Here is a 17787-nt window from a genome sequence, read left to right as displayed (position 1 = left end):
ACGTTTAACGCCGCGGCGGGTGCTTTATTTTAGCTGATGATCAATGTTTATCCGGATCGTAGTTTAGTGTGAGGGTATTGATCTTTTTAAGCAGATTGCTGAGGTAATCGCGCTCCTTCTCGTTAATGCGGCTGTTGAGGTAATTATTAAATTGTTTTACCACCTGGCGCGCAAGCTGTCGCTTTTCTTTACCTTCGGGAGTAAGGTATATTTTAACCGAGCGTTTGTCGCCCGCGTTCATTTCACGGTATATCAACCCGGTTGTTTCCAGGTGGTTTAGCATGCGCGAAAGGCTGGTTGATTTCAAACCCAAAAGCTGTGCGGCTTGCGATACCGTGGTGCCCTCCGTTTCATCAATATTAATAAGCAGATACCCTATTTTTTGGGTGATGCCATGCTCAATAACTATTTGGTTATAGCGGTTGGCCATATTTTGCCAAACTATCTTAAGCAAATAATCTATCGTTTCCTGATGCTTTAACGGGTTGCGCATAATGTAGCAAACATATATAAATTTATCCTCTGCCGCTGCTTAATCAACACTTTCTAAAAAACGTATAAGTCCCTCAAGCGCTCTTGCGCGGTGGCTAATGGTATTTTTCTCGTCGATGCTCATTTGCGCGAAGGTAATGGTATGGCCTTCGGGCTCAAATATCGGGTCGTACCCGAAACCGCCGTCGCCAGCTCGCTCATGGCGAATAGTGCCTTCAACCGTTCCGTCAAACAAATGCTCCTGTCCTTCCCATATCAATGATATTACGGTACGAAAGCGTGCCGAACGATCGGTAACACCTTCCATGTTTTTTAGTGCCTTATCCATATTGGCCTCATGGTTGCCATGCGTGCCCGCGTACCGTGCCGAGTACACGCCCGGTTCGCCGTTCAGGGCATCTATCTCCAGGCCGCTGTCATCGGCAAAGCAATTAATGCTGTAACGGTCAAAAATATGGCGGCTTTTTATCGAGGCGTTCTCGGCAAAGGTTACTCCGGGTTCGTCAATATCGCCGGTAAAGCCAATATCGGCCAGGGTAAGCAATTCAATTTTATCGCCTATCATTTGCGCAACCTCCTCCAGCTTGTGGCGGTTGTTGGTGGCCAGTACAAGTTTGTGCATGTTTTAAAAGTTTTTTACCTGCTCCCAAAAAGCCTTTTTATTGTCGTTGCTGCTCATCATCTCGCCAAAGGCAAAAGTTACCAGCACGGGCAGGCCGTTTATTTGCTGCGCCTGGTTGAACGCCGTGCCATTTAACCCCACGGGTATGGACTGTTTACCCAGCACCAGCAGCCTTTTAGGGTTTAGCTGTTGCAGTAAGGCTGATAATGATACATCAGCATTCCCGGCAATATTAACGATAGCTATATCATCTATGGTATGATCCTTACGTTTTAAAGTTGCCTCGAGCGCGGCTTGGTGGTCGGCGGCTATAAATTGGGCATCGGTATAATAGGTTAATACCACAAAGCCCTTCTTATTTTGACCGAGGTATTGAACAGGTTTTGGAGCGATAGGCTCGGCAGGTGTTTCAGCCTTTGCCTCAACAGCGGGTTGTTGAACCGCAGCCGGTTGTTCAGTAACCGGCGTGGCACCGTTAAATAAGTGCTTTTCAGTGCTTAACAAAAACACATCATCATTAAACAAATACTTGTACGCGGCCGGATCTTCTACTCTCACTTTAACAAATTTTAACAAAAGTAATTAAACGCTTTGAAGCTTTATGGGCATATTAGCACAATAATATAGCGCATATTTATTTTAACGAGGTAATTAACAATTTTTTACCGAAATTCGTGTTTTTTTAAAGGATAGCTATCCGATACAGAATGAGTAAATTAAGATACATCAAAAACATCGCGAAGGCGGCGTTAGGGTTAATGCTGATGGCAGGTACCGCGTTCGCGCAAAAAAAACAAACGCTTGATAAGGTTTCGGCCGTAGTGGGCAACAGCCCCATACTGCAATCAGACATTGAGCTGCAATACGCACGTTACCAGGCCGAGGGTGGTGTGCCCAATCCGGATATTAAGTGCCAGATAATGCAAACACTGATAAGCCAGAAGCTGCTTGGTCAGCAGGCTATTATTGATAGTGTTATTGTGAAGGATGAGGAAGTTGACAACGAGGTTGACCGCCGTATGCGTGGCATGATACAGCGTGCCGGCGGGCAGGAAAGACTTGAAGGTTTCCTGGGCCGTTCAGTACTGCAATACAAGGATGAGATCCGCGACGATTTGCATGAGCAGCTGGTTGCCCAGCGCATGCGCGAAAAGATCATCGAAAAGCTGAATGTTACCCCGCAGGAGGTAAAGGAGTTTTTTGAGAAGATACCTAAAGACAGCTTACCAACCATAAATAAAGAGGTTGAGGTTGGCGAGATAGTTTTTCAGCCTAAGCTTACTAAAGAGGAAAAGGCTGCTTTCAAGCAAAAAGCTGAAGACCTGCGTACCCGTGTAAAAAAAGGTGAGGATTTTGCATCGCTTGCCCGCTTATACTCGCAGGATGGCTCGGCTGCCGAAGGTGGTGACCTTGGCTTTGCCGACCGTAACAGCTACGTTAAGGAATTTGCCTCATACGCGTTCAAGCTAAAGGCAGGTGAAATATCGCCGGTGTTTGAGTCAGAGTATGGTTTCCACTTTTTACAGGTGATAGAGCGCCGTGGCGAGCAGGTACACGTTCGTCATATCCTGATCATCCCGACCACTACCGAAGCCAGCTTAACCCGTGCAAGCCACATGGCCGATAGTATTTATACCGTGATGAAGAAGAATAAAGCCATCGACTTTTCGAGCGCGGCGGCTTATTACTCTGATAATAAAGATACCAAATACAACGGTGGTATGATGCTTAACCTGGAGGATGTACAATCGCGCAGTACGCTTATCCCTACTGATAAGCTTGACCCGCAGGTTGCCCTGGTTATTGATACCATGAAGGTTGGCGAATTTTCAAAACCACAATTACTGACCGAAAAAGACGGTAAAAAGAACTATAAGATACTTTACCTGAAGTCAGTAACTGACGCGCACAAGGCCAGCATTGAAAAGGATTTCCCGAAACTGAAAGAGCAGGCCTACAATACCAAAATGAACCGCATGATAAGTGAGTGGTTTGAGCGTAAACGTAAGGAAACATACATTCGTATTGATGAGCAAAGCGCAGCCTGCCCGCAATTGCAGGGGTGGGCAAGCACCACAACCACTGCACAAGCTAACTAAACTATATGCAATACGGATCAGACGTTGAGGCTGCCGACGCGTTAAGTCAGGCCTATAAAAAACTACGTGCCGAAATAGGCAAGGTTATTATAGGGCAGGATGAGGTGATCAAATATGTGCTGGTATCTATTTTCAGCAATGGGCATTGCCTGTTGGTGGGCGTACCCGGCCTTGCCAAAACGTTGCTGGTGCAAACCGTAGCGCAAGCCTTACAGCTCGATTTTAAGCGTATACAGTTCACGCCGGACCTAATGCCATCGGACATTATTGGCGCCGAGATATTGGGTGAGGATCGTAATTTTAAATTTATACACGGCCCGGTGTTCTCGAACATCATACTGGCCGATGAAATAAACCGTACGCCGCCCAAAACCCAGGCAGCCTTGCTTGAGGCCATGCAGGAGAAAGCGGTTACCGCCGCGGGTGTTACGCACAAACTGGCGCAGCCGTTTTTTGTGTTGGCCACCCAAAACCCTATTGAGCAGGAAGGCACCTACCCACTGCCCGAAGCGCAGCTGGACAGGTTCATGTTTAACGTAACCCTGAACTATCCAACCTTTGCTGAGGAATTGCAGGTAGTTAAAAACACTACAGGCACTTTTAAAAGCGAGGTTAACCACGTGCTTAACGCGCAACAGATAGTATACTTTCAACAATTAGTACGCAATATACCGGTGGCCGATAATGTGCTGGAATATGCCGTTAAACTGGTTGCAAAAACCCGCCCTAACGGCGAGTTCGCTACGCCGCAAATAAAGCGCTTGCTTAACTGGGGTGCCGGGCCACGTGCTTCACAATTCCTGATACTGGGGGCCAAGTGCCACGCGGTTATCAACGGCAAATACTCGCCTGATATTGAGGATGTGCAAGCCATAGCCAAACCTATATTAAGCCACCGCATTGTACGCAGCTACCATGCCGAAGCCGAGGGTTTAACCAATGACGATATCATTCAACAGTTATTTTAAAACCTGTTAGATCAGCCATAAAAACAGAAAGGCGGTACTTGCATTAAGTACCGCCTTTCTTGTATATCGTAACAGCTGTTATTAATTCTCAACAGCCGAGAATATCTCTAACAGTATGTTCCATTTATGCCTCTTATCCATCTCCCAAACGCGTACATAGTTAAAGTTGCTTACTATGTTGCCTTTTTTAATGCGGGCTGTACCGTAGCTGTAAGCCAGATCGCTGCTTGCCGAACGGCCTGCATTAGCAGTTGCAGCAGTGATGTATATGGCTTGGTTTTGTACAAAGCGCATGGTTTGGTCTGAACCTGTCATCGGCTCGAACCCCGGGAAGTAATAACGGCCTTCCGGACTTAAGAATTCCTTGTATGCACCGGCGGTTGATTTTAACAACGCGTCGTTAAATTGTTTGTCGGTTGCCAAAATGATGTTCTTGCCTTTAAACGGATCTTTACTGGCTGATGCTTTTGTTGCTTCAGGGTCTTTAATATCCTCAATAACTTCTTTAGCAGGTTCAGGGTGTTGAATACCCAGGTTCACCAGTAATTTCAGTTTGCCTTGTGCATCGCTGCGCCAGATAGAAACGCACTCGCCATATATCTCATCATCCTTTTTGCTTTGCTGATAGATGTATGGGCCCGCGGTAAAGGCCAAATCGCCACTGGCTGATATACGGGCGAATTTTGGTTGCCAGGTTAGCGTACCCGGTTGTTTGGCAATAGTGCCGTAAAACTCACTTATTTTAACCGCGTTGGGTTTAAATACAATACCTTCCGGATCGGCAACGGCTAAAAAACCATCTTTAATACCTTTACGGGCTACCAGTTTTTCGAAAGCGTTATCTACAGCTATGGCGGTTTTTACTTCGGCAGGGGCAGCGGTTTGTGCCGATACCATGCCGTTATATGATAATAATATGCCAGCGGCTAATAATATTTTTTTCATGTATGTGTATTGGTGTATGTTGATTAGTTAGATGTTACTTAAACGAATATTATTTAATGTAATTATACCCGACCTTAATAAATAAGCGATCAGGCCTTGCTCCAGGTGGTACCTTCCTTGCCATCCTTTAGCTGAAAACCTATCTGCTGCAAGCCGTTCCTGATCTTGTCTGAAGTGGCGTAGTCTTTATTCACCTTGGCCTCATTGCGCAGGTCAACAATAAAATCCATTATCTTCGGCAGGTCGTCATTTTCGGTTTGTTCATCCCGCAAACCCAGTACATCAAACACAAAGGTGTGCATCATGTTTTTAAGCAGGTCAAGATTTTTTGCATCTATCTTCAACTTATTATCGTGTACGGAGTTGATAATGCGCGATGCCTCAAACAATTCGGCAATTAAAACCGGGCTGTTAAAATCATCATTCATGGCCTCGTAACAACGGTCAATCAGCGGCTGTATCTCCACCTCGGTAGCGGTGCTGGTTTTTAAACCATCAAGTAGGCTCAGGGCATTCATCAGGCGCTTAAAGCCTTTTTCTGATGCTTCCATGGCCTCGTTACCAAAATCAAGCGTACTGCGGTAATGGGCTTGCAACATAAAGAAGCGCACCATCATCGGGCTGTAGCCTTTACTCAGGATGTGATTATTGCCCGAAAAAAGCTCGTGCGGCAAAAAGCTGTTCCCTAACGATTTTGACATTTTTTGGCCGTTAACCGTAAGCATATTGGTATGCACCCAGTAACGCGCCGGGTTTTTACCGCAGCAAGCCATATTTTGCGCTATTTCGTTGGTGTGGTGAGTGGGCACAAGGTCCAATCCCCCGCCATGAATATCAAACTGATCGCCCAGGTACTTATGGCTCATGGCCGAGCATTCCAGATGCCAGCCCGGGAAGCCTACACTCCACGGCGAAGGCCATTTCATCAGGTGTTCAGGCTTGGCCTTTATCCACAGGGCAAAATCGAGCTTGCCATGCTTTTCGTCCTGCCCGCCCAGGGTACGGGTATTATTCAGCATATCATCCAGATTACGGCCGCTAAGCACACCATAATCCTCGCTATTGTTATATTTCTCTACATTAAAATATACCGATCCATCAACCTCATAGGCCAAACCTTTATCAAGTATGCCTTTTACCATCTCTATCTGCTCAATAATATGGCCGGTGGCAGTTGGTTCAATACTTGGGGGCAGGGTGTTAAATATCTTCATTACCTCCCTAAAGCCAACGGTGTATTGCTGCACCACCTCCATAGGCTCCAGCTTTTCAAGCTTGGCTTTTTTAGAGATCTTGTCCTCTCCCTCATCAGCATCGCCCTCCAGGTGGCCTGCATCGGTAACGTTGCGTACATAGCGTACCTTGTAGCCTAGGTGCTGCAAGTATCTGAAAATCAAATCGAACGAAATATAAGTACGGCAGTTACCCATGTGCACATCGCTGTAAACAGTTGGGCCGCACACATACATGCCCACATGGGGCGCGTTAAGCGGTTTAAATTCTTCTTTTTTACGTGTTAAAGTATTATAAACAAATAAGTTTTGTTTCATATAAGCGCAAACTTACAAAACCCCCTCTAAATGTATGCCCAACGCCGCCATATTTTATATAAGTATGATGATAGGGCGATGCTTAATTAAGCACCACATCGCTGTAGAGCGGGTAATGGTCAGATAATTTTTTTTCGATGATGCGATAACCGGCAATGTCAAACTGCGGGCTGGCCAGTATATAGTCTATCTGGTAATTAGGGAAGTTGCCGTTGTACGTACGCCCCAGCCCCGAACCTTTTTCCCTGAAAGCGTTTTTTAGCCCTTTGGCCATGCTGCTAACCGCGAACGAGGTTGGCGTATCATTAAAATCGCCCATAATAATATATGGGTGCGGGCATGCCGAAGCGTGTTCCTTTACTTTAAAAACCTGCTCGCTGCGTTTAATAAAGGCGGCCTTAAGCTTACCCCCCAGTCGACGGCTGGCCGTCATGCTGGCTTTACCTTTTTGCGATACGGTATCGAGATAGCGATAATCCTCGGGCCCGAAACGTACCGATTGCAGGTGGATGTTATATACCCTGAATGTTTTGCCCTTGTAGTTCAGATCGGCATAGATGCACTGGTTATCGGTATTTTGGGTGGTAAAAGTTATTGAGCCCGTATTTACCACCGGATATTTACTGAAAATAGCCATGCCTATATCCTCCTGCGGACTGGAATGTATCGGCTTAAAAAAGTAATGACTGCTTTTCATCAGCTTTTTAAGCGAATCGGTAAGGGCGTACTTGCCGCGCTTGCGGGTAAAAAATTCCTGAAAGGTGATCACATCGGCCTGCTGATCGGCCAGCATTTTAAGGATGTCGTGCCGGGTGGCTGAGTCGTTTTCCTGCCCGTAGGGTTTAAAATTGTGTACATTGTAGGTAAGCAAACGCATGCTGTTTTCGGCCGCCTTGCCTTCGCTCTTAAATCTGAAGCCAATGTTGTTAAAAAGCACATTATAACCCACCACAATGGTTATAACCGATATGGCCATGTACACGCGCTTGCGGAAGAACCAGTAAATAATAAGCAGTACGTTAGCAAGTAGTATAAAAGGATAACCCAACCCGAAGAAAGCAACAAACCAGCTTTTAGCCGGATTAATTACGGGTGCCAGGTAGCTGATAAGCAGTGCCGCGCAAAGCAGGTAATTTATCCATAAAAATATGCGGTCAACAAAACTTACTTTCCTTTTTTTAGCGTTCATCCTTGCTTGCGCGGAATAATATCTCCTTCTCCTGGCGGGTAAGGTTATCATATCCCGTTTGTGAAATTTTATCTAATATACGGTCAATTTCGTCCTGCGCGGGATAGGATGAGGTAGTTTTTTCGGGATTTTTTGAAACCACCCTCATTTTAGGTTTCGGTTTGAACAGGTTATTAACACTACCCACCCAATCGCTGCCACGCTGCAAACGTTTTATGTAGATGAAACCTAACAGCGCGCCACCCAGGTGAGCTATGCTGCCGCCCGCGTTACTGCCGGCCATGCTCAAAAAGTCTATCAACACATAAAATATGGCCAGCCATTTCAATTTAACCGGGCCAAATAAGAATAGCTGGATGGTATAATCGGGCAATAGCGTGGCCGTAGCAATTATAATAGCCATTACCCCTGCCGATGCGCCAACAACAGGCACATTAATATCAATAAATGCAGGTATGGTATTAAATGCCAGCACAAAAAAGAAAGCTCCTGCTAAACCACCCATCAGGTATAAACCTATAGTGCGTTTGTGGCCGAGGTACTCCTCAAATATTTGCCCCATCCAGTACAGCCATAGCATGTTAAAAAGGATATGGAAAATATCGGCATGCATAAACATGTAGGTAAGGGGTGTCCAAAAACGTGTTGCCAGTTGGCTAAGGTTAGAGGGTAAGTACAAATATTCCGCCGTAAATAATTTTATATAATCTGATTTCAGGAATAAATGCTCAAAAGTTCCTGGTATGTTTATCAATAAAAATACCGCCACATTAATGCCTATCAGCAAAAACAGTTTGCTTTGCGCGTATTTTATTTTGTAAGTTATATTTTCCCAGACTGTCATGGTTGATAACTCCTTTAATTTCTTCGTTAATAATACCGGTCGTTGCGGCGCAAACCCCATAGCTTAATTAGGCCAAAGCCTATGAGTGCCCCGCCAAGGTGCGCAAAGTGAGCAACCGAGTCGCCAGCAAAACGCGCCACCCCTAAAAATACCTCTATAACTATATACACCGGAATGATGTATTTTGCTTTAACCGGAACCGGAATAAACATGATCATCAATTCGGCATTTGGATAAAGTAGTCCAAATGCGATCAATACACCAAAAATAGCGCCTGACGCGCCTACCATTGGACCATGATATATATCATATAATTTTTGACCGTTTTCACCAAACCGGACATAACTCTCTATCGATTCGGGGTTGGCTATAGTGAACGCTCCGGTAATGGCATGTACTTCAATTGCTTGAACCAGCAATTGCAATGCTACACCGCCTAAACCACAAATAAAGTAGTAGTTGAAAAAACGCTTTGAACCCATATTGTACTCGATAATAGTACCAAATGAATATAAAGCGAACATATTAAAGATGATATGTGCCCATCCGCCATGAAAAAACATGTATGTAATAGGTTGCCATGCTTCAAACATAGGCGAGTCAAAGTAATGTGCCGATACATTATTATATATATCCTTAAGCAGTGGCTCTTTAAAAACGATAAACGGAATAAAGCAAATTACATTTATAATAAGCAGGTTTTTTATAACCGGCGGCATATTGGCAAAGGGTGATTGCATATCGGTATCTTAATTGTTAAGGCGAAGGTTATTACTTTTCAAATCGCTCTAAAATTTCGTTCATGGTAAAGGTGCTGATCACCGTTTTGCCGTTGAGTGCCACGTTGGGCATCTGGCAGGCAAATAGCTGATCTATCAGCAAATTCATTTCTTCGAGCGATAGCTTGGTGCCCGCTTTTATGGCCGCGTTACGCGCCAATGAACGGGCAAGGTTATCGCGTTTATTTAACTTTAAAATTGCCTGGTTGTTTTTAAAACCTTCAAGCAAATGCTCTAAAAGTTCATGCTCGCTGGCATTGTTAAGGTCGGCGGGTATGCCCTCAACCACAACGGTGTTTTTGCCAAACTCGCGTATATCAAAACCTAACGATTTAATATCAGGCAATAGCTCCCTTAATAACTCAAAATCGCTGCTGTTTAGTGTGACCGATTGCGGGAAAAGGCTTTGCTGGCTGGTACCCGAATGGCTTTCCAATTGCTGCAAAAAGCGCTCGTACAAAACACGCTCATGCGCGGCCTGCTGGTTGATCAGCATAAAACCCGATTTTATTTGCGACAATATAAAGCGGTTATGTACCTGGAACAACTGGCGCTCGCTGGCCTTGTTCACATCCTGCTCGTTAACAGATATTAACTGCTCGGTATGCAGATCCTGCTGTACGGCCTGCTCGCGTTTGCTTATCTGGTACAGCGTATCCCAGTTTTGCGGTATGGGCGACTGGCGATAACCGTTGCCACCTCCGCCGCTGCCATTAGTACTTCGGCCAACATTACTATCACGCAAAAATGGATGCTCCTCACGCGCCTGTTGCTTGGTATCGCTGGCAAACGGGTTAAAATCCGGGTTAAAGGTGATGGTTGGCGGTACTATTTCGTCGAGTGGTTTTTCAGTTATCAGGTGGCCAATGCTGTTCTCCTGGTCAAAATCAATGGTGGGGGTAATGTTGTATTTACCCAGCGCCCTTTTCACCGCCGAACGGATGATGGCGTAAATGGCCTTTTCGTCCTGGTATTTTATTTCGGTTTTTGTAGGATGCACGTTGATATCGATCTTGGCCGGGTCAATATCAATAAACAACACATACAGCGGGAAGCTATCCTCGGGCAGCAGCTCCTCAAAAGCCGTTAGCACCGCGTGGTTAAGGTAAGCATCGCGTATAAAGCGGTTGTTCACAAAAAAGAACTGCTCGCCGCGGGTTTTACGGGCAAACTCGGGCTTGCCTACAAAGCCGTGCAGCTTAATAATGGTGGTATCTTCTTCAACAGGCACCAAACGCTGGTTGTAGTTATTGCCCAGCAGGTGTACAATGCGCTGTTTAAGGCCCGATGCCGGCAGGTGGTAAACTTCCTGCCCATCATGATGCAGGGTTAAAAACACCTGCGGATTAGCCAATGCCACGCGCTGAAACTCATCAATAATGTGGCGCATCTCCACCGAGTTGCTTTTTAAAAAGTTGCGGCGGGCAGGCGTATTGTAAAATAGGTTTTTTACGGATATGGATGTACCGGTAGCGGTAGCGCAAGGTTCCTGGCTTACTACTTCCGAGCCTTCGATGCTGATGCAGGTGCCCAGCTCATCCTCGTGGCGGCGGCTTTTTAGCTCCACCTGCGCAATAGCCGCTATGGATGCCATGGCCTCGCCCCTGAAACCCATGGTGCGTATGGCGAACAGATCGTCAGCCTTGCGTATCTTGGAGGTGGCATGGCGCTCAAAACACATGCGCGCGTCGGTCATGCTCATGCCGCAGCCGTTATCTATCACCTGTATCAATGCTTTACCGGCATCCTTTAAAATAAGCTGTATCTTATCGGCCCCGGCATCAATGGCGTTCTCAATCAGCTCCTTCACGGCCGATGCCGGGCGCTGCACCACCTCGCCTGCGGCAATCTGGTTAGCAACGGAATCGGGTAAAAGCTGTATGATATCTGGCATGAAAGGAAAAAATTAAATTCAGGGTGCTAAATTAATTAATTGACGGCATAACTTTACGCTTTGTGGATTGTAATAAAACATGCGCCTGTAAGTTTATATGCCATTAAAATTTTTCAATTGTTTACCCTGGTTAGTAAAACGCGATAAAAAGCAAAATGCAATTAATGACTTTTACGCCATTGCAAGCTTGCTTGAAAAAGTATTAAGTAAAATAGATGATCAAACAGATATAATATATACACATTTTGAAGAAGCAGACGACCTGATTAAACACATAACTAAGCTTATAGGAAAATTAAAAGCTTTTGATTACGACCCACTTGATACGGTCAATATTGATTTTGCGCCAACCGGTTTGTATCAGGAGCTATCGATGCAAAACAACTGGAGCGATGAATATTTGAGAATGGCCAGGGAGTTCGATAAAATTTATGATCGTTTAATAAAAAAGAAAAGTTAATAATTGCGCCTGTAAATATCAGGTTATAAAAAATACCGTTACTAATTGTATATGAGAAAAAACCCATGGGGCGCCGTGCCCGTTATGTTAGCGTTGTTTGTAATGTTCAATTCGGCATGTGCGCAAAACCCGCCCATGAGCGCCGTAACCTACCTGAGCGAAGAAAGGCAAACCGAGCAAAATACCATATTGCTGAATAACGAAAGCCAGCTCATCCCCCTGAAAAATCTGGACAGCGCGCAAGTTGTCAGCGTTAATTTCTCAAATACCTATGCCCCACAGTTTGATAGTTTACTGAATAAATATACCCAGGTACGCTCATTCAACGGAGCCGCTTACTTAGGTCAAAAGACGGTTAATGATCTGGCTCAGGATATTAAATTTTACAATACCCTCGTTATCCAGCTAACCGATATCGACCTTAACAATCCGCAGATCGTGAACTTTGTAAAGCTTAACCGTAAGCTAAAAAAGGTGGTGATAGCCCTGTTCGGCAACGGTAATGCGCTGGCCAAACTGAATGATGAGCCAAACCCCATCATCTGGAACAGTAAGGTAACGCCGATTTCGGCGGCGTATGTGGCGCAGGCTATTTTTGGCGGCGTGCCATTGTCGCAAAAGTTGTCGCAAACTTTTTCGCCGAAATATGTGGCCAATAGTGGGTTCGCTACACTGAAAACACGTTTGCAGTATACTATTCCCGAGGCGGCAAGTATCAAGGCTGTTACTTTGAACGAGATAGACAACATCGCTAACGAGGCCATTCGCCAGCAGGCAACACCGGGCTGCGTGGTGCTGATAGCTAAGGATGGTAAGGTGATATTTAACAAGGCTTACGGTAACCATACCTATACTACCGGCGAGCCTGATAAGATAACCGACATTTTCGATCTGGCATCGGTTACTAAAATTGCCGCTACCACCATGGAGGTGATGCGCCTTAATGAGCAGGGCAAGCTTAACCTCGACTCAACCATGGGCGATTATTTGCCTATTGCGCGCAATACCAACAAAAACAGCATTCGTGTGCGCGAACTGATGCTGCACCAGGCCGGGTTAATTCCTTTTATACCTTTTCAGGATAGGGTTAAGCCGGCTGATCACAGCGGTGATTCATCAGCGGTGTATAATACCAAAGTAGCCGATGGCTATTTTGTACGTAAGGATTTTTATAAGGATTACATGCTGCCAACCATGCTTAAAACCGCCCTGCGTACCCGCGGGCAATACGAGTATAGCGACCTGAGTATGTATTTTATGAAGGAGATAGTGGAAACCATAACCGCCGAGCCTTTGAACCAATATGTGCAAACCGAGTTTTACAACAAGCTGGGCATGCAAACCGCGGGCTTTTTACCGCGAAACAGGTTTAGCGTTAGCCAGATAATACCTACTGAAGATGATAACTATTTCAGGCATACGTTGCTGAAAGGCTACGTGCACGATCAGGGCGCGGCTTTGGCAGGTGGCGTATCAGGCCATGCGGGCTTGTTTGCTGATGCTAATGACCTGGCCATACTTTTCCAGATGATGCTGAACAAAGGCACCTACGGTGGTGTGCAATACTTTAAACCCGAAACGGTGGAGCTGTTTACCTCCAGGCAATCAGCGGTTAGTCGCCGTGGTTTGGGTTTTGATCGTAAGGATTCGGTAGTAACCAAGCATTACCCATCTGAACTGGCATCCGATCAAACCTTTGGCCACACCGGCTATACAGGCACCTGCGTTTGGGTCGATCCTAAATATGGCCTGGTATACATCTTCCTGTCAAACAGGGTGCATCCAAAAGTTACCAACAAACTATCAGACCTAAATGTACGCCCGCGTATACAGGATGCTGTGTATAAAGCTATTGAAAAGGGAATGTAATACAATATGTTAGCCTGTTGATGTACAAATAATGTATGTTTGCAGGCTAACATTACCCCTTTGATGAATACCAAACTTATCATGACCGTAACCGCTATATTTTTAGCAGTTATGGGTATCGCCCTCACCTTTGCAGCAGATGATATTATAAAAGCCTTTGTTGCCCAACCCACCGAAATATTAAGCATCGCCACGCAATTGTTAGGTGCAACCTACTTCGGTTTCGCTATGCTTAACTGGATGGCCAAAGGCTCTAATATAGGCGGTATTTATAACAAACCTTTGGTGTTAGCCAATTTCGCCCACTTTTTTATAGGCGGAGCAATGCTTGTTAAAACAGTGTTTCGAGGTAATAGCGATCTGCCTGCTGCATTATCAGTAGTGGCCGGTATTTATGCAGGATTAGCTGTGATATTCGCCGTCATAATGTTTCGCCATCCGGCAAAACCGACAGAATAATGTACGTTGGTAAGCTCTTTTTTTAGCTCTTTGCCTTTTTACTATCGGCATAACCAAACACACGCTGCATCAGCGTAGTTGAACGTGCCGACAGGTTTTGGCGAATGTTCAGCTCCTCTTTGGCTATCTCCACAAATAAGCCTTCAATGGCCTTTTGCGTTACGTAGTCACTCAAATCGGGGTTAAGCTTGGTGCTCACCAGCGGAACTTTATTGTAAGCCGTAACCGCATCGCCATAATAGCGGGTAGCGCCAACCTTGTTCAAACTGCTTTGAATAACAGGCTTGAATTTTTCGGTAAGCTGATTAACGGTAGTGCGTTTAAAGTATTGGGTAGCCGCATCCTTATTGCCTAATAAAATGTTGGTGGCATCCTGCAAGGTAAGCTGCTTAATGGAGTTGATAAAAATGGGTTTGGCTTCCTTAGCGGCATCCTCGGCAGCACGGTTCAGTGAAAGTATCACGTTATCGCAAAGCGAGTTTAAACCTAATGAGCGGAGGGTCTTTTCGGCCTTTTGTGCTTCGGGCGGGAAAACCAGTTTGATCAGCGCGTTGCCGAAGAAGCCGTTTTGTGCCGATAATTCATCCGAGCTTTTGGTTGTACCCTGCTCAAGCGCCTGCTTTAATGCCGAAGCGATATCAGTAGCGGTAGGGTTGCCAATGGTTTGACCGGCAGTTTGCGCTACCTGGTTAAGCGTATCGCAGCCGGATATAATGGACATGCCAACAATGGCAGGGATAATAAGTAATACCTTTTTCATACAGCTTTAACCTGCGTAGCGGCAAAAAGTTTAAGCGAACAGGCGGATCAATGAATATACACCGGCAGCAAGCAAGGCCGAAATAGGGATGGTGATAACCCAGGCCCACATCAGGTTAATGGTTACACCCCAACGCACGGCCGATACCCTTTTGGTTAAGCCTACACCTATAATTGAACCTGTAATGGTATGCGTGGTTGAAACCGGTATGCCCAAACGCTCAGTAATAGTTAGTGTGATGGCACCGGCAGTTTCGGCCGCAACACCCTCAACCGGGGTTACCTTGGTAATTTTGCTACCCATGGTTTTAACGATCTTCCAACCGCCGGACATGGTGCCCAGGCCAATAGCGCTGTAACAGGCTAATGGTATCCACTCGGGCATGGTAGCGCCATCAGTAAGTACTTTTGCTGATACAAGGGCCACATAAATAATACCCATTACCTTTTGCGCATCATTACCACCGTGTGCAAAGCTCAAAAACGCTGACGATATCAGCTGACCGGCCTTGAACCACTTTTCGGCAGCGGCGGGACGGGCGTTTTTACAGATGTGCAGTATAATGATAGTGATAATATAAGCGGTGATCAAACCGATAAAGGGTGCCAGTACAATGTATGAGGCTATCTCGATGATGTAGCTTGATTTAATGGCATGGAACGCGTTGTGGCCCATAAATATGGCATTGGTCATGCCGGCGCCGGCGAAACCGCCAATAAGCGTGTGCGATGAGCTTGATGGTATACCGAACCACCAGGTAATTAAATTCCAGGTAATAGCGGCTAACAAACCGGCCAGTATTACGTTGATGGTAACATAATCCTGAAGTACGATCTTGGCTATAGTGTTAGCAACCTTGTGGTCCTTAATAACAAAGAATGCCAAAAAGTTGAACGCGGCAGCCCATATAACAGCCTGAAACGGCGTTAATACCTTGGTTGATACAATGGTAGCAATAGAGTTTGCGGCATCATGAAAACCATTTATAAAATCGAATACTATTGCCAGGCAAATTACAACTACAAGCAGGGTGGTAACCATGTATCGGGATATAAAAAAGTAATTGCTTACGCGTTTTTAACTAATATGGATTCCATTACGTTGGCAGCATCCTCGCACATATCGGTAGCGGTTTCAAGCGCTGCGTATATCTCTTTGTATTTTATCAGGTTAATGGCGTCCTTTTCGTACAGGAATAGATCGGCCACGGCGCGGTCAAATACATAATCAGCCTGGTTCTCAACGCTGTTAATGCGTATGCACGAGTCGGCAATGTTACGTACGTTCTTCAGGTCGCGCAGTTCTTTAACCGCTTTTTCAAGGTCGATGCTGGCCTGTAAAATAAGCTCAGATAGCTTTTTGATAGGCTCGTTAATGTTATCAACGCTGTAAAGCATCATACGGTTAGCGGCGCCTTGTATATAATCGGCAACATCATCAATAGCGGTAGCTAATGAGTGTATATCTTCACGATCAAACGGGGTAATGAAGTTCTTGCCCAGCTCCAGGTATATCTGGTGGGTAATTTCATCGCCTTTGTTCTCAAGCTTGTCTATTTGCTTGAACAGATCCTCGCGGGTGGCAGGGCTGGCCGAGTTAACTGCCTCAACCAAAACGGTAGCCATTGCAACTACGTTGCTTGATGCCTGTTCAAATAATGGGAAGAAAACTTTTTTATCCTTTGGGACAAAATACTGGAATATACTGTTTAATGACATTGTTGAGTATTATTGTGCAAAGGTAACTTGCGTGTGTTAATTTAATGTTAACTTTTTAACACGGGTATCCCCGCGATGTTTATTTGTTGCTTGGCTTTTTTAAGCGTGAAGCCAAATGTTGAGCCCAGGCCCTCGGTACTGCGCACATTTATGGTTTGATCGTGCGCTTCAACAATATGCTTAACTATGGCCAAACCCAGCCCCGAGCCGCCAATTTGCCTCGAGCGGCTGCTATCCGTACGGAAAAAGCGCTCAAACAGGCGTGGCAGGTACTTTTCTTCAATACCAATGCCATCATCAGTTATCTCCACCAAAACCTGATCGTGCAGCTCAAATAAGCTAATGGCGGTTTTGCCGCCTTCCTTGCCGTACTTTAACGAGTTGTCTATCAGGTTAGTAAGTACTTGTGTTATTTTTTGCTTATCGGCCTCAACGGTAATTGATTCGTCGTATTTTTCTTTGAACACAAATTTAATATTGTGCTTTTTGGCCTTAAGTTCCAGGTTTTCAATTACCTCCTTTATCAGGTCGTTTATCTTGAACTTGCTGTAGTTTATGGCTATCTGCCCGGTTTCCAGTTTTGATATCTCATCCAGATCCTTGATCAAAAAACTCAGGCGATCAACATTACGGGCGGCCTTTTGTAAAAATTCGCGTGCCATATCCTGATCCTCAAAATCATCATCCTCAATGGCCTCAATATAACCTTGTATGGCAAACAGCGGGGTTTTAAACTCGTGCGATATGTTCGATAAAAACTCCCGTCTGAATTTTTCCTGTGCTCTTAATACCTCTATTTCCCCTTTTTTTTGCGTGGCCCATTCCTTAACTTCCTGCTGCACATCGCTTATCGGGTCGGCAGATACGTGTTCGCCCAGGGCATCGCGCAGGTCGCGGCCCAACTTAAGATTATGTATCTGTTTATAGATCAGTTTTATTTTTGAGTAGATATATTTCTCTATCAAATAATAAAATATAATGTAGCTGATAATGAAAGTTGCCGGAAAGGTGATCAGCACTGCATGCAAACTACGCTGAAAATAATAGTTGGCTATTGATAGGGTTACTGCAACGGCAAAGGCGTTTATAAAAACCAGAACACGTAATTTCATGCCTTAAAGTTAAGGTTTTTAGTAAGC

18 protein-coding genes are annotated in these 17787 nt (G+C 45.3%); 5 read left to right on the top strand and 13 right to left on the bottom strand.

All coding sequences use genetic code 11. From position 1 onward, the window contains the following. Positions 1–40 precede the first annotated feature (40 nt). The 3 genes from IM792_RS11135 to IM792_RS11125 are packed head-to-tail and all read right to left on the bottom strand — an operon-like array spanning position 41 to position 1672. On the bottom strand, positions 41–493 hold the full coding sequence (locus tag IM792_RS11135; RefSeq protein ID WP_194101918.1) for a MarR family transcriptional regulator: 453 nt from the start codon (positions 491–493) through the stop codon (positions 41–43). A gap of 39 nt (positions 494–532) precedes the next feature. Then, on the bottom strand, positions 533–1114 hold the full coding sequence (rdgB, locus tag IM792_RS11130; RefSeq protein WP_194101917.1) for an RdgB/HAM1 family non-canonical purine NTP pyrophosphatase: 582 nt from the start codon (positions 1112–1114) through the stop codon (positions 533–535). A 3-nt stretch (positions 1115–1117) separates the two neighbouring features. After that, a complete protein-coding gene (locus IM792_RS11125) occupies positions 1118–1672 on the bottom strand; it encodes a hypothetical protein (RefSeq protein ID WP_194101916.1) in 555 nt (184 codons plus the stop codon). A gap of 149 nt (positions 1673–1821) precedes the next feature. On the opposite strand from IM792_RS11125, the gene IM792_RS11120 reads away from it, so the two are divergent. Together IM792_RS11120 and IM792_RS11115 are read left to right on the top strand one after the other, a co-directional pair. Beyond that, the gene (locus tag IM792_RS11120; RefSeq protein ID WP_228085022.1) at positions 1822–3213 is read left to right on the top strand and encodes a peptidylprolyl isomerase; all 1392 of its coding nucleotides are present in this window, start codon (positions 1822–1824) and stop codon (positions 3211–3213) included. A 5-nt stretch (positions 3214–3218) separates the two neighbouring features. Further along, positions 3219–4181, top strand: coding sequence for a MoxR family ATPase (locus tag IM792_RS11115; RefSeq protein WP_194101915.1), 963 nt, complete (start codon positions 3219–3221; stop codon positions 4179–4181). A gap of 81 nt (positions 4182–4262) precedes the next feature. Here IM792_RS11115 and IM792_RS11110 read toward each other — a convergent pair whose 3' ends face one another. The 6 genes from IM792_RS11110 to mutL form a co-directional block, all read right to left on the bottom strand. After that, positions 4263–5126 carry a nuclear transport factor 2 family protein gene (locus IM792_RS11110; protein ID WP_194101914.1) on the bottom strand — a complete coding sequence of 288 codons (864 nt, stop codon included), beginning with the start codon at positions 5124–5126 and terminating at the stop codon, positions 4263–4265. An 89-nt stretch (positions 5127–5215) separates the two neighbouring features. Beyond that, complete coding sequence (gene cysS, locus IM792_RS11105) at positions 5216–6676, bottom strand: cysteine--tRNA ligase (protein WP_194101913.1); 1461 nt, start codon at positions 6674–6676, stop codon at positions 5216–5218. An 82-nt stretch (positions 6677–6758) separates the two neighbouring features. Next, entirely contained in the window at positions 6759–7865 is a 1107-nt protein-coding gene (locus IM792_RS11100) for an endonuclease/exonuclease/phosphatase family protein (protein ID WP_194101912.1), read from the bottom strand. Continuing rightward, on the bottom strand, positions 7855–8709 hold the full coding sequence (locus tag IM792_RS11095; protein ID WP_194101911.1) for a rhomboid family intramembrane serine protease: 855 nt from the start codon (positions 8707–8709) through the stop codon (positions 7855–7857). The genes IM792_RS11100 and IM792_RS11095 overlap by 11 nt, the downstream gene beginning before the upstream one ends. Before the next feature lie 26 nt (positions 8710–8735). Beyond that, positions 8736–9449, bottom strand: coding sequence for a rhomboid family intramembrane serine protease (locus IM792_RS11090; RefSeq protein WP_194101910.1), 714 nt, complete (start codon positions 9447–9449; stop codon positions 8736–8738). Between the two features lie 31 nt (positions 9450–9480). Beyond that, positions 9481–11382 carry a DNA mismatch repair endonuclease MutL gene (gene mutL, locus IM792_RS11085; RefSeq protein ID WP_194101909.1) on the bottom strand — a complete coding sequence of 634 codons (1902 nt, stop codon included), beginning with the start codon at positions 11380–11382 and terminating at the stop codon, positions 9481–9483. 97 nt (positions 11383–11479) lie between these two features. On the opposite strand from mutL, the gene IM792_RS11080 reads away from it, so the two are divergent. The 3 genes from IM792_RS11080 to IM792_RS11070 all read left to right on the top strand — a co-directional run bounded on the left by IM792_RS11080 (position 11480) and on the right by IM792_RS11070 (position 14170). Continuing rightward, positions 11480–11842: a hypothetical protein gene (locus IM792_RS11080; protein WP_194101908.1), complete on the top strand. Its 363-nt coding sequence runs from the start codon at positions 11480–11482 to the stop codon at positions 11840–11842. Positions 11843–11893: 51 nt separating this feature from the next. Next, complete coding sequence (locus IM792_RS11075; RefSeq protein WP_194101907.1) at positions 11894–13711, top strand: serine hydrolase; 1818 nt, start codon at positions 11894–11896, stop codon at positions 13709–13711. A 63-nt stretch (positions 13712–13774) separates the two neighbouring features. Next, positions 13775–14170 carry a hypothetical protein gene (locus IM792_RS11070; RefSeq protein WP_194101906.1) on the top strand — a complete coding sequence of 132 codons (396 nt, stop codon included), beginning with the start codon at positions 13775–13777 and terminating at the stop codon, positions 14168–14170. Positions 14171–14192: 22 nt separating this feature from the next. Here IM792_RS11070 and IM792_RS11065 read toward each other — a convergent pair whose 3' ends face one another. From IM792_RS11065 to IM792_RS11050, 4 genes are read right to left on the bottom strand one after another with little or no spacing between them, the layout of a single operon-like run. After that, entirely contained in the window at positions 14193–14930 is a 738-nt protein-coding gene (locus IM792_RS11065; protein ID WP_194101905.1) for a DUF4197 domain-containing protein, read from the bottom strand. Between the two features lie 30 nt (positions 14931–14960). After that, entirely contained in the window at positions 14961–15971 is a 1011-nt protein-coding gene (locus IM792_RS11060; RefSeq protein WP_194101904.1) for an inorganic phosphate transporter, read from the bottom strand. Positions 15972–15997: 26 nt separating this feature from the next. Next, complete coding sequence (locus tag IM792_RS11055; RefSeq protein ID WP_194101903.1) at positions 15998–16648, bottom strand: DUF47 family protein; 651 nt, start codon at positions 16646–16648, stop codon at positions 15998–16000. A gap of 47 nt (positions 16649–16695) precedes the next feature. Beyond that, a complete protein-coding gene (locus IM792_RS11050; RefSeq protein WP_194101902.1) occupies positions 16696–17760 on the bottom strand; it encodes an ATP-binding protein in 1065 nt (354 codons plus the stop codon). Positions 17761–17787: the final 27 nt, after the last annotated feature.

Origin of the sequence: Mucilaginibacter sp. JRF, assembly GCF_015223065.1 — a bacterium.
GTDB lineage: Bacteria > Bacteroidota > Bacteroidia > Sphingobacteriales > Sphingobacteriaceae > Mucilaginibacter.
Note: the sequence above shows the minus strand (reverse complement) of the source record. Positions and strands in the feature narration are given on the sequence as shown.